Origin of the sequence: Meiothermus sp. (assembly GCF_037443965.1) — a bacterium.
Classification (GTDB): domain Bacteria; phylum Deinococcota; class Deinococci; order Deinococcales; family Thermaceae; genus Meiothermus.
In genome coordinates, this window is record NZ_JBBINI010000003.1 from 121,117 (window position 1) to 133,465 (window position 12,349).

The 12,349-nt window shown below is 63.2% G+C and carries 11 protein-coding genes; all 11 read left to right on the plus strand.

The annotated features are described in order from the left end of the window. Positions 1–35 precede the first annotated feature (35 nt). On the plus strand, positions 36–581 hold the full coding sequence (locus WKI89_RS02940) for a peptidylprolyl isomerase (RefSeq protein ID WP_337867732.1): 546 nt from the start codon (positions 36–38) through the stop codon (positions 579–581). Positions 582–589: 8 nt separating this feature from the next. Continuing rightward, on the plus strand, positions 590–1,423 hold the full coding sequence (locus WKI89_RS02945; RefSeq protein WP_337867733.1) for a lysophospholipase: 834 nt from the start codon (positions 590–592) through the stop codon (positions 1,421–1,423). 571 nt (positions 1,424–1,994) lie between these two features. Continuing rightward, positions 1,995–4,400 carry a phosphoenolpyruvate synthase gene (gene ppsA, locus WKI89_RS02950; protein WP_337867769.1) on the plus strand — a complete coding sequence of 802 codons (2,406 nt, stop codon included), beginning with the start codon at positions 1,995–1,997 and terminating at the stop codon, positions 4,398–4,400. Positions 4,401–4,411: 11 nt separating this feature from the next. Further along, positions 4,412–4,678 carry a hypothetical protein gene (locus WKI89_RS02955; RefSeq protein WP_337867734.1) on the plus strand — a complete coding sequence of 89 codons (267 nt, stop codon included), beginning with the start codon at positions 4,412–4,414 and terminating at the stop codon, positions 4,676–4,678. Between the two features lie 99 nt (positions 4,679–4,777). After that, positions 4,778–5,932 (plus strand): 4Fe-4S dicluster domain-containing protein, encoded by a 1,155-nt coding sequence (locus WKI89_RS02960; RefSeq protein WP_337867735.1) that lies wholly within the window; start codon positions 4,778–4,780, stop codon positions 5,930–5,932. Continuing rightward, on the plus strand, positions 5,925–6,392 hold the full coding sequence (locus WKI89_RS02965; protein WP_337867736.1) for a Crp/Fnr family transcriptional regulator: 468 nt from the start codon (positions 5,925–5,927) through the stop codon (positions 6,390–6,392). Before WKI89_RS02960 ends, WKI89_RS02965 begins: the two co-directional genes overlap by 8 nt. Next, positions 6,376–7,242, plus strand: coding sequence for an FAD/NAD(P)-binding protein (locus WKI89_RS02970; RefSeq protein WP_337867737.1), 867 nt, complete (start codon positions 6,376–6,378; stop codon positions 7,240–7,242). The genes WKI89_RS02965 and WKI89_RS02970 overlap by 17 nt, the downstream gene beginning before the upstream one ends. Then, on the plus strand, positions 7,243–8,022 hold the full coding sequence (locus tag WKI89_RS02975; protein ID WP_337867738.1) for a hypothetical protein: 780 nt from the start codon (positions 7,243–7,245) through the stop codon (positions 8,020–8,022). It abuts the gene before it with no gap. Next, positions 8,015–9,325, plus strand: a complete 1,311-nt coding sequence (locus tag WKI89_RS02980) for a Ni/Fe hydrogenase subunit alpha (RefSeq protein ID WP_337867739.1) — start codon at positions 8,015–8,017, stop codon at positions 9,323–9,325. Before WKI89_RS02975 ends, WKI89_RS02980 begins: the two co-directional genes overlap by 8 nt. Then, complete coding sequence (locus tag WKI89_RS02985; protein ID WP_337867740.1) at positions 9,315–9,797, plus strand: hydrogenase maturation protease; 483 nt, start codon at positions 9,315–9,317, stop codon at positions 9,795–9,797. The genes WKI89_RS02980 and WKI89_RS02985 overlap by 11 nt, the downstream gene beginning before the upstream one ends. Positions 9,798–9,816: 19 nt before the next feature. Further along, the gene (locus WKI89_RS02990) at positions 9,817–12,306 is read left to right on the plus strand and encodes a cation-transporting P-type ATPase (RefSeq protein ID WP_337867741.1); all 2,490 of its coding nucleotides are present in this window, start codon (positions 9,817–9,819) and stop codon (positions 12,304–12,306) included. Positions 12,307–12,349: the final 43 nt, after the last annotated feature.

Genomic DNA, 12,349 nt, shown 5'->3' on the forward strand with positions numbered 1-12,349 from the left:
AGATAGGCTTTGCTACAAAGGAAACCCCAACGCTTATGAACGAGACAAACCCCAAAGTCTCCATCCAGACCGAACTGGGAGAGATCGTAATCGAACTCTTCGCCGCCCAGGCACCCATCACGGTAGCCAACTTTCTGCGCTACGTGGAGGAGAATAGCTACCAGGGGGCTACCTTTTACCGAACGGTTCGCCTCGATAACCAAGCCCAAAGCCCGGTGAAGATCGAGGTGATTCAAGGAGGGCTGGGGATGGGCGAGCATCCGGCCAAGCTACCTCCCATCCCGCAGGAAACCACCGCTCAAACCGGTTTGCGGCACCGGGATGGCACGGTCTCGATGGCCCGTTTGGAGCCGAACTCGGCGCATTCGGAGTTCTTTATTTGCATTGGCGACCAGCCCGAGCTGGATTTTGGGGGCCGGCGCAACCCCGATGGGCAGGGCTTCGCGGCTTTTGGGCAGGTGGTGCAGGGTATGGAGGTGGTACGGCAGATTCAAGCGCGGCCTTCGGGTGGGGACATACCGCCGGTACAGGGCCAGTGGTTACTGGAACCGGTACGAATCCTGTCGGTCCGGCGCTTATAATGCACGCCATGCAACACCAAGAAGGCCATTTTCAGGGTTCGGATGGGCTGGCGCTCTTCTATCAGTGCTGGCGACCGGCTTCTCCAGCCAGGGCGGTGGTGCTGGTGGTGCACGGATTTGGCGAACACAGCGGGCGTTATGCCAATGTGGTCGAGCACCTGGTGCCTCGAGGTTTTGCCATCTATGCCTACGACCAGCGGGGGCATGGGCGCTCGCCCGGCCAACGGGGTCACATATCCAGTTGGAGTGCGTATCGCCACGACCTCGAGCGGTTTCAGCAGTTCGTCCAGTCACAAGCACCCGGCGCTCCCCTCTTCCTCTACGGGCATAGCATGGGGAGCTTAGTTGTGCTGGACTATCTAATTGGGCAGCCCGCAGGTCTGCGTGGGGCCATCGTCAGCGGTGCTTTGATAGAGCCTGGCGAGACCGCCAAACCTTTGCTGGTGGCCATCGCCAAGCTATTATCCCAATACCTTCCCAACTTCTCCCTCAAGCTGGGCCTCGATACCAAGGCCCTTTCCCGCGACAGCGCCGTAGTGCAGGCCTACATAGCCGACCCGCTGGTCCATGGAAAAGCCAGCGCCCGTTGGGGCACCGAGGTGTTGCGCACCATCCAGTCGGTCAAGGCCCAGGCCCAACGCATCCGCACACCCCTGCTCATCCTGCACGGCGAAGCCGACGCCATCAACCGAGTGGAGGGTGCCCGCTGGCTCTTCCAAGAGGTGACTTTTACCGATAAGGAGCTAAAGGTTTACGCCGGCGGGTTCCACGAACCCCACAACGACCTGGACAAAGCCCAGGTCCTGCAGGACGTGGAGGAGTGGCTCGAGCGGCATGTATAACTTAACCTCAGCGCGTGAGGGACGCTAAACGCGCCCCTCACTTGCCGCGCAAAAAGCGCGTCCGAGGGTCTCTCCCATCACTTTTTGGAAATTGCACAAAGAGAGGGTTCGTATTTTTCACCTCAGTGCGTGATACCGTTTCCGCTTGAATCCTTCACCGCCCGCCGCAGTCAGAGGTGAAGGATTCAAGCCGACCGAAGGGAGTAGAAAAGCATTTCGGTAGTATCGTTTAGGCTTGTCAAAGTGAACGATACTACCGAAATGCGTATGAGGAGGTTCCTGCTGTCACTTTTACCGTCATCCAAATTGAATTTAGCTACAACCAGCCGCAGACCGCCAGCCAGATAACATAGCCGCGTCTTTACCAGACCCCGTAGCCCATCAAACCCATACAGGCTAATTACGAAGTGCGGCTCGAGCCTCCGCATGGGACAAATGTACTCCTGGACGGTAATGGGTTGGTAACTGGGGCTTTTTAGGGTTTAGGCAGGGGGCTTATATGGCTACGCTTGAATCCGTAAAGCCCAGAACCCGCTCGAGCCGCCCCAAGGGCCGCTCCATCCAACCCACCATGCGCTGGGTGCGGTGGTTTAAGGAGGTGGGTATTGAGCAAGTACCGCTGGTCGGGGGGAAGAACGCCTCGCTGGGCGAGATGGTGCGCGAACTGGGCAAGTTGGGGGTACGGGTGCCCGATGGCTTTGCTGTTACTGCCGAGGCTTACCGTCACTTCCTGCAGGCCAACGGTTTAGGAGCCCCCATCCGCGAACAGTTACGCGAGATGGATCCCCACAACCCCGACGACCTGGCCCGCCGCACCCGGCTCATCCGAAGCCTAATTCTACGGGCCTCGCTACCCGAAGACCTGGAGGGGGAGATCCTCCTGGCCTACCGTGAACTCTCGCGCCAGGCCGGGGTGGAAGACCTGATGGTCGCGGTGCGCTCCTCAGCGACCGCCGAAGACCTACCCACTGCCAGTTTTGCCGGGCAGCACGAGAGTTACCTGGGCATCCAGGGCGAGGTCGAGTTGCTGGACGCGGTGAAGAAATGCTTTGCCAGCCTCTACACCGCCCGGGCCACCCGCTACCGGGTGGATATGGGCTTCCCCCACGAAAAGGTTTTGCTCTCGGTAGGGGTTCAGCAACTGGTACGCTCGGATTTGGCATCCTCGGGCGTGATCTTTACCCTCGACACCGAAACCGGCTACGACGGGGTGGTGATGCTGGAAGGGGTGTGGGGCCTGGGCGAGAATATCGTGCAGGGCAAGTCCACTCCCGACCGCTTCTATGTCCATAAGGAAACCCTGGCCAAAGGGTACAAGCCCTTGCTGTGGAAAAAACTGGGGGCTAAGGAACTCCGCTTGGTCTACGATACCGAGCAGCACAAGCTGCGCAACAACCCGGTAGCGCCCAGCGAACGCAACCAGTGGGTGCTGTCGAGCGAGGAGGTGCTGCTGCTGGCCCAATGGTCGGTGCTGATCGAACAGCACTACTCCAAGAAACGCGGTACTCCCACTCCTATGGATATCGAGTGGGCCAAGGACGGGATTAGCGGCGAGTTGTTTATTGTGCAGGCCCGTCCCGAAACCGTACACAGCCGTAAAAACCCCACCATCAAGACCTATACCTTGCAACAGGAAGGCAAGGTGCTGGTGGAGGGGCTGGCTGTCGGGGAAAAGATCGCCACCGGGCCCGCCAAGGTCATCCGCGACCCCCAGGCCATGAACCAGATCAAACCTGGCGATGTATTGGTGACCGTCACCACCAACCCGGACTGGGAACCCATCATGAAAATCGCCAGCGCCATCGTGACCGAGCGGGGCGGGCGGACTTCACACGCGGCCATTGTGGCCCGTGAGCTGGGCATTCCAGCGGTTGTAGGCGCCGCCGGGGCAACCAAGGCCTTGGCCAAGGGTGGCCCGGTCACGGTCTCGTGTGCCCAGGGGGAAGTGGGACGCATCTACGAGGGCATCCTGAAGTTTGCAGTGGACGAATTCGACCCCTACAAGGTAGGTACCACCCGCACCCAGGTCATGATGAACGTGGGCAACCCCGAACAGGCCTTCCGGCTGGCCCTGCTGCCCAACGATGGGGTGGGTCTGGCCCGGATGGAGTTCATCTTCGCCGACTGGGTGGGCATTCATCCCCTGGCACTGCTCTACCCCGAAAAACTGAGTCCCAAGGTACGGCGCGAAATCGAGCTCAAGACCAATGGCTACAAAAGCGGGCGCGAGTACTTCGTTGACCGCCTGAGCCAGGGCATCGCGGTGCTGGCCGGGGCCTTCTATCCCAAGCCGGTTATCTTGCGGATGAGCGATTTCAAGACCAATGAGTATGCCAAACTGCTGGGCGGCGAGGCCTTTGAACCGAGCGAGGAAAACCCCATGCTGGGCTGGCGCGGGGCCAGCCGCTACTACCACCCCGACTACAAAGAGGGCTTTTTGCTCGAGGTCGAGGCGGTACGGCGGGTACGCGACGAGATGGGCCTGACCAACCTGGTGGTGATGATTCCCTTCTGCCGCACGGTAGAAGAAGGCCAGCAGGTGCTGGCGACCATGAAAGAAGGTGGGCTGGAGCGCGGTAAGAATGGCCTGGAGGTCTACGTGATGGCTGAGATTCCTTCCAACGTAATCCTGGCCGAGGAATTTAGCCAAATCTTCGATGGCTTCTCCATTGGTTCCAACGACCTGACCCAGTTGGTGCTGGGGGTAGACCGCGACTCCACCCAGGTAGCCGCCCTGTTTGACGAGCGCAACCCGGCGGTTCGGTGGGCCTGCGCCGAGCTGATTCAAAAAGCCCATAAGCACGGGCGCAAGGTGGGAATTTGCGGGCAAGCTCCCTCCGATTACCCCGAGTTTGCCGCTTTCCTGGTGGATGCAGGCATTGATTCCATCAGCCTTAACCCCGACTCCGTGGTGCGCACCAAACGGCGCATCGTGGAGACCGAGAAAAACCGTAAAGGCCGCAAGGCCAGGGCTTGAGGGAGGCTTTTATGAGGCACAGTCGTATCGTTTTTCTGGGAGAGCGCATCATACAGGGCGACGAGATTGGGCCGGACGATTTCCCCGACCTCGAAACCTTCCGGCGCTGCGCGGCCCAATGGGGCGGGCCGGAAAATGTGTTGATCCTGCGGAACGCGGTGGTGGGCGAAGGGGTCATGCAGGAAAAGCTGGAATACCTGCTGATCAACCGTGCCGAGGTTGTGGCCCTGGGTTTGGGCAGTATGAGCGTAAGCGGGTTTGAGGGTTTGCGGCCTTAGCCGCAGAATTTACGGGCCTTTTGCTCTGAACTGGCCTCGAGACCAGAGGTCATTTGGCCCAAGCGCTACCGGTTAAGCTAGCAGTAACGGGAGGAAGGCATGCACAAGGGCCAGTTTGTACTGGAACGCTCTGGGCTCGAGCAGCTCCTGCAAGCCCTCCGGGCGGAGGGCTACCTGACCCTGGGCCCAAAGGTGCGGGAAGGGGCCATTGTCTACGATGAAGTCCAGCAGCTTGAAGACCTTCCCATCGGCTACACCGACCACCAGGAAGGGGGCACCTACCGCCTGCGGCGGCGCAGCGATGAAGCGCTGTTCGGCTACAACGTGGGGCCCCATAGCTGGAAGCGGTTCTTGCATCCACCCCTCCTGCGCTTATTCCGGGCCCGCAAGGTGAATGGGAACCTCGAGGTCGAGAACGAGGCAGAGCCTATCCCCAAATATGCCTTCATCGGGGTACGGGCCTGCGAACTGGCGGCCATTCAGATTCAAGACCGGGTTTTTCTGGGCGGCCCCTACCAAGACCCCCATTACAAAGCCCGGCGCGCGCAAGTGTTTATCGTGGCCATCCACTGCACCCAGGCTGGCAACACCTGTTTTTGTGCCTCGGTGAACAGCGGCCCCAGAGCCCAGACCGGCTTTGACCTGGCCCTGACCGAGGTACTGGAAGGCGACCGGCACTACTTTGTGGGAGAGGTGGGCAGCGAGGCCGGGGGCCGGCTGCTGGATCGGGTGGCCCATCGTCCGGCGGAAGGGCCGGAGTGCAGCCGCGCCGAGGCCCTGGTGGCGCAGACGGCCCGGAACATGGGTCGTCGGCTGGATAGCGAAGGTCTCAAGGAGCGGCTCTACCAGAACCTCGAGCACCCCCGCTGGGAGGAGGTGGCGGCCCGCTGCCTGAGCTGCGGCAACTGCACCCAGGTCTGCCCTACGTGTTTTTGCACCAGCGTGGAAGACCATAACGACCTGGCAGGCCAGATAGCCGAGCGCACCCGGCGCTGGGACTCCTGCTTCACCGCCGACTTTTCCTACCTACACGGCGGCAGCGTGCGGGTCTCGACCAAGGCCCGCTACCGCCAGTGGCTGACGCACAAACTGGCCACCTGGCAAGACCAGTTTGGCACCCTGGGGTGTGTGGGGTGTGGCCGCTGCATCACCTGGTGCCCGGTGGGCATCGATCTGACCGAAGAAGTGGCGGCCATGAACAACCCAGCGATAAGCACTTTGCCTGGGCGGCAAGAGGGAGGCACGCATGTCTAAAACCGGTCTTGAACACTACCTGAGCGAACACCCCTTCTTCCGCAGCCTGCGGCCCAAAGACCTGGCCTGGCTGGCCGAGCTGGCCGAGCCGCTGGCTATGGAGGTCGGCGACTACCTTTACCGCGAGGGCGATGTGTCCAAAGATTTTTACCTGATTCAGGAGGGGCTGGTGCGCCTGGAGATTCACACCCCCGGTCAGGGTGAGCTGGTGATTCAGACCCTGGGGCCGGGGGAGGTGCTGGGCTGGTCGGTGATGTTGCCCGAGACCCGCAAGACCTTCGACGCCCGCATCTTCCAGGCCACCCGCCTGCTGGCCTTCGACGCAGCAGCGGTTCGGAAACGCTCGGAAGAAGACCACCACTTTGGTTACGAGCTGTGCAAGCGTTTCTCGAAGGTCATCGGCGAACGCCTGCAAGCCACCCGGCTTCGCCTACTGGACTTGTATGGTCAGCCTCATTAGCCCAACCCCAAGGCCCGACCCCATGCAGCCCCGTCCCTTTCGGGTTGCACGGGCCCTCCGCGAGACCGCCGATGTGGTGACGCTCGAGTTGGAAGCCCAGTCCGGCCCGCCGCTCACTTTCCGGCCAGGCCAGTTCACCATGCTGTATGTCTTTGGGGTGGGGGAGGTGCCCATCTCCATCAGCGGCGACCCCTACAAGCCCGAGCGCCTCGTGCACACCATCCGCCGGGTGGGCCTGGTCACCGAGGCCCTGTGCAAACTCCGCAAGGGGGATGTGGTCGGGGTGCGCGGGCCCTTCGGCAGCCACTGGCCGATGGAACAGGCCAGAGGAAACGACGTGGTGGTGGTGGCCGGCGGCATCGGACTGCCCCCCTTACGCCCTGCCATCTACCACCTGCTGCGCCACCGCCGGGACTACGGGCGAATCTACCTGCTTTATGGAGCACGCACCCCCGCCGACCTGCTGTTTCCGGAAGAACTCCAACGCTGGCAGCACACCCTTTCCCATGCCTCCGGCGCCTGGCCGGTGCGGGTTACGGTAGACCGGGCCGTGGGTGCCTGGGACGGGTCGGTAGGGCTGGTAACCGAGCTGATCCCCCACCTGCACCTAGACCCCCCACACACCACCGCCCTGATGGTAGGGCCGGAGGTGATGATGCGCTTTACCATTGCCGAGCTGAAGAGGCGCGGGGTACCGGAGGAAAACCTCTACCTTTCGATGGAGCGCAACATGAAGTGTGCGGTGGGGTTTTGTGGACACTGCCAGTTGGGGCCGCACTTCATCTGCAAAGATGGGCCGGTATTTGCCTTCCCCCAGGTGCGCGACTGGATGATGCGAAAGGAGGTTTAGATGCCCGGTAAGAAACGCAAACCCACCCTGGCGGTCTGGAAGTTTGCTTCCTGCGACGGGTGTCAGCTTTCGCTGCTGGACTGCGAGGATGAGCTGCTGGCCGTGGCCGGAGCGGTTCGGATTGCCAACTTCCTCGAGGCCTCCAGCACCGTTCTGCCCGGCCCCTACGACCTTTCGCTGGTCGAGGGTTCCATCACCACCCCCCACGATGCCCTGCGCATCCAGGCCATTCGCAAAAACTCCAGGTTTCTGGTGACCATTGGGGCCTGTGCCACCGCCGGGGGCATCCAGGCTTTGCGCAATTTTGCCGATGTGGAGGAGTTTACCCGCATTGTGTATGCCCGGCCCGAGTACATCCAAACCCTGCAGCACTCCACCGCCATTGCCGAGCACGTGAAGGTGGACTTCGAGCTGCGGGGTTGCCCCATCAACAAAGCTCAGTTGCTCGAGGTGGTCTCGGCTTTCTTACACCGGCGCAAGCCCAACATTCCCCAGCACAGCGTCTGCCTCGAGTGCAAGGCCCGGGGCACCGTCTGTGTGATGGTGGCCCAGGGCATCCCCTGCCTGGGGCCGGTTACCCAGGCCGGGTGTGGGGCCATCTGCCCGGCCTACACCCGGGGCTGCTATGGCTGCTTTGGCCCCCAGGAAAACCCCAACACCGTGGCCCTGAGCGCCTGGTGGACGCACCTGGGCGTGGACGAGGCGGCCCAGCAACGGGCCTTCCGTACCTACAACGCCGGGGCCAAAGCCTTCAGCAAGGAGGCAGCACGCCATGGATGACGCCGCAAAACCCCGCCATACCAGAACCATCCGGGTAGGCAACCTGGCCCGCGTCGAAGGAGAAGGGGCCCTGTACGTACGGGTCAAGGGCAGCCGGGTCGAGGAGGTGCGGCTGGATATCTTCGAGCCGCCGCGCTTCTTTGAGGCCTTTCTGCGCGGGCGCAGTTTTGCCGAGGTGCCCGACATCACCGCCCGCATCTGCGGCATCTGCCCGGTGGCCTACCAGATGAGCTCTTGCCAGGCGCTAGAGGCCGCCTTGGGCCTGGAGGTGGAAGGTCAGCTCAAAGCCCTGCGGCGGCTGCTCTACTGCGGGGAGTGGATTGAGAGCCATACGCTGCACATCTACTTTTTGCATCTCCCCGATTTTCTGGGCTACCCCGACTCGGTACGGCTGGCGCAAGACCAGCCCGAGCGGGTCAGGCGGGCCTTGCAGCTCAAAAAGACCGGCAACGAACTGATGACGCTCTTGGGCGGGCGGGAGATTCACCCCGTCAATGTAAAGGTGGGAGGCTTCTACCGCGTTCCACGTAAAGCGGAACTGAAAACTATGCTGGCGAAACTCGAGCAAGCCCGCGAGATTGCCCTAGAGACGGTGCGCTTTGTGGCAGGGCTGGACTTTCCCGACCTCGAGCCCGACTATACCTTTGTCTCGCTCTCTGAAGAGGGCGCCTACCCCATCCTGCAGGGGCGCATCGTCTCCAACCGAGGGCTGGACATACCGGTTGCAGACTTCGAGCGGCACTTTCACGAAGAACACGTCCCCCACTCCAACGCCCTGCACGCGACCCTTCAGGGCCAGCCCTACCTGGTGGGGCCGCTGGCCCGCTACAACCTGAACTTCGACCGGCTGCCGGCCTCGCTGCAATCGCTGGCCCGAGAGGTTGGCCTGGGGCCGGTCTGTCGCAACCCCTTCAAGAGCATTGTGGTGCGGGCCATCGAAACCCTGTACGCCTGCGAAGAGGCCCTGCGTATCATCCAAGCCTACGAGGAGCCCGATGCCCCCAGCCTGCCGGTCGTGCCCAAAGCCGCCACGGGGGCGGGCTGTAGCGAGGCCCCGCGCGGCATTCTCTACCACCGCTACCAGATGGACGAAAAGGGCCTGATTACCGAGGCCAAAATAGTACCCCCCACCTCACAAAACCAGAAGAGGATCGAGGAAGACCTGCGGCAGTTTGTGGCGGCTCACCTCGAGCTGCCCAAACCCGAACTCACCCTGCGCTGCGAGCAGACCATCCGCAACTACGACCCCTGCATCTCGTGCGCGACCCACTTTTTGCGGCTGGAAATCGAGCATGAAACCTAAGGTGCTGACCCTGGGCAACCCCTACCGCCAAGACGATGCTGTGGGGCCTTGGATTGCCCAGCGCTTGCGCCAGGCCGGGCTCGAGGTCTGCGAGGTGGGCGACGACCTGACCCGTTTGCTGGACGGCCTGGCCGGGGCCGACGAGGCCTGGGTGGTGGAGGCGGTGGTCTCGGGCCAACCGCCGGGAACCCTGCACGTGCTGGAGGTGGGTGCAGCACCCCTACCCGCGGTTTTTGAGCGGCTCTCGAGCCACACCATTCACCTGAACGAGACCCTCGAGCTCGCCCGCAGCCTGGGTGTACTGCCCCCCCGCACCCTGATCTACGGCATCGAGGGCCGACTGTTTGGCAGCGGCGAAGAACCCAGCCCGGAGGTAAGGCAAGCCGCCGAGGCGCTGATCCGAAGCATCCAGGCCCGGCAGGGCCATCCGGGTAATGCGCCGGTAACGGATACCGGCCAGCGTAAAGGGTGAGTGAGCGCGGAGGGCTACCATGCAGGTTCAACCATCGTTTGCCGGTTTGAGCGAGTCCGAGGCTCGAGCGCGTCTGGCCCGCATCGGCCCCAACGCCCTGCCCGAAAAGCGTCCCGAGCCGCTGTGGCGTCGGTTTTTGCATCAGTTCAAAAGCCCGCTCATCTACATCTTGCTGTTTGCCCTGGTGGTGGATTTTGCGGTGTGGTGGCTCGAGGGTCGGCACGGCTGGCCCTTGGAGTCCCTGGTCATTGGCCTGATTCTGCTGCTCAATGCCGGGCTGGGCACCTGGCAGGAGCGCAAGTCGGAAGCGGCCCTGAACAAGCTCAAGCGGCTGTCCAGCCCCCTGGTCTGGGTCGAACGCGATGGGGTCTGGGTGCAGCGCCCCAGCCGCGAGCTGGTGCCCGGCGATCTGGTGCGCCTCGAGGCCGGCGACCGGGTACCCGCCGACGTGGAGGTAAAGGAGGGCAGCCCGCTGGTAGATGAGTCGGTTCTGACCGGCGAAAGCCTCCCGGTGGAGAAAGAAGCAGGCCAGGAGTTGTTTAGTGGAACCCTGCTGGTGCGGGGCAAGGCCTTTGCCGAGGTACAGCGCACCGGCCCGCAGAGCGCCCTGGGCCGGCTGGCCGTCCTGCTGGGCGAGATCAAGGCCGAACCCACCCCGCTCGAGCACGACCTGCACCACTTCGGCAACCAGGTGGCCCGGTGGGTGCTGGTTCTGGCCGGGCTGCTGGTGCTCCTGGGCCTGTTCACCGAGGGGGTGGAGCGGCTCCCGCAGGTCTTTCTGTTTGCGGTGGCCCTGGCGGTGGCCGCCGTGCCCGAGGGGCTTCCGGCCGTGCTCACCCTCACCCTTTCGCTGGGGGTGGAGCGCATGGCCGGGCGCAAAGCGGTGGTGCGCAAACTCTCGGCGGTGGAGGCCCTGGGCTCGGTTACGGTCATCGCCACCGACAAAACCGGCACCCTGACCGAAAACCGCATGGAAGTGCGGGCCCTGGACAGCCCCGACCCGGCCCTGGCCCATGTAGCCCTGGCCCTGGCCAACGACGCCGACCACGGCATCGGCGACCCCATGGATCTGGCCTTGCTGGACTATGTCAGGCAACAAGGGTTGGATGTGGAGGCCCTGCGGCAAAGCCGCCCCCGCCACTCCGAGCGGGCCTTCGAGAGCAGCCACAAGTTCCAGCGGGTCACGGTGCAGACCGAGGAAGGCCTGGCAAGCTACCTCAAGGGCGCCCCCGAAGTGCTCCTGGGCCGCTCCAACCTCGCTGCCGAGGAGCGGCAAACCTGGCTCGAGAAAGCCCTGGCCTACGCCGCTGAGGGCTACCGGGTGCTGGGGGTGGCCTGGGGCAGCGGTGAAGCCGAGGAGGGCTTGCAGTTTTTGGGCCTGGTGCTGTTCTGGGACCCGCCCCGGCCCGAGGTACCCGAGGCCATCCGCAAGGCCCAGGAAGCCGGCATCCGGGTCTTGATGGTTACCGGCGACCATCCGGCCACCGCGCTGGCCATCGCCCATCAGATTGGCATTCCGGGCGAGCGGGTCATCACCGGCAACGACCTGGAGAAGTTCAGCCAGCAGGCGTTGCTCAAGGCCATGCACGAGGTGAATGTGTTTGCCCGGGTCTCCCCCGAGCACAAACTGCGGCTGGTGGAGTTGCTCCAGTCCAGCGGCGAGGTGGTGGCCATGACCGGCGACGGCGTGAACGACGCCCCGGCCCTCAAGCGCGCCGATGTGGGCGTGGCCATGGGGCAGCGCGGCTCGGACGTGAGCCGCGAGGTGGCCGACCTGGTGCTGCTGGACGACAACTTCGCCACCATCGTGGCGGCCGTAGAGGAGGGGCGCAGCATCTACGAGAACATCCAGAAATTTATCCGCTTCCTCTTCTCCACCAACCTTTCCGAGGTGCTGGTGGTGTCCATTGGAGCCCTGGCCGCCGCACTTCTAAACCTGCGCGATGCTACGGGAGCCCTACTGCTGCCCCTTACCGCCGTGCAAATTCTGTGGATCAACCTGATTACCGACGGCCTTCCGGCCCTGGCCCTGACCCTCGACAAAAACCCCGGCGTCATGCAGTATCCGCCGCGGCCCCCCAAAGCCCCCTTGCTGGATCAAAAGTCCCTGCGCTTTGTGCTGGTAAGCGGCGGCATTAAGGCACTCTGCGCGCTGGCGCTTCTGGGCATCCTGCCGCGTTTGGGGTATAGCCTCGAGGCCACCCGCAGCGTGGCCTTCCACTTCATGGCCATCGTGCAGCTCTTTTTCGCCTACCCCGCCCGTCACACCCACCTCTTCCCCCTACCCAACCGCTGGCTACATGGCGCGGTGCTGCTGGGGATGGCCGTGCAGTTTGGGGTGGGTATGCTGCCTGCCAGCATGCTGGCGCTGGACCTGGTACCGCTGCCCCTGCTCCTGTGGGGGGTGCTGCTGGGCACGGCCCTGCTGGCCTGGGGGCTGGCCGAGCTGACCAACCGGGTTTTCTGGCGCAACCACCACCCCACCCATCACGGGGCAGCCGCGGGCTAACTCGAGCTTTGTGCGTTCACGCGCACAGCCAACTCAAAAGGAT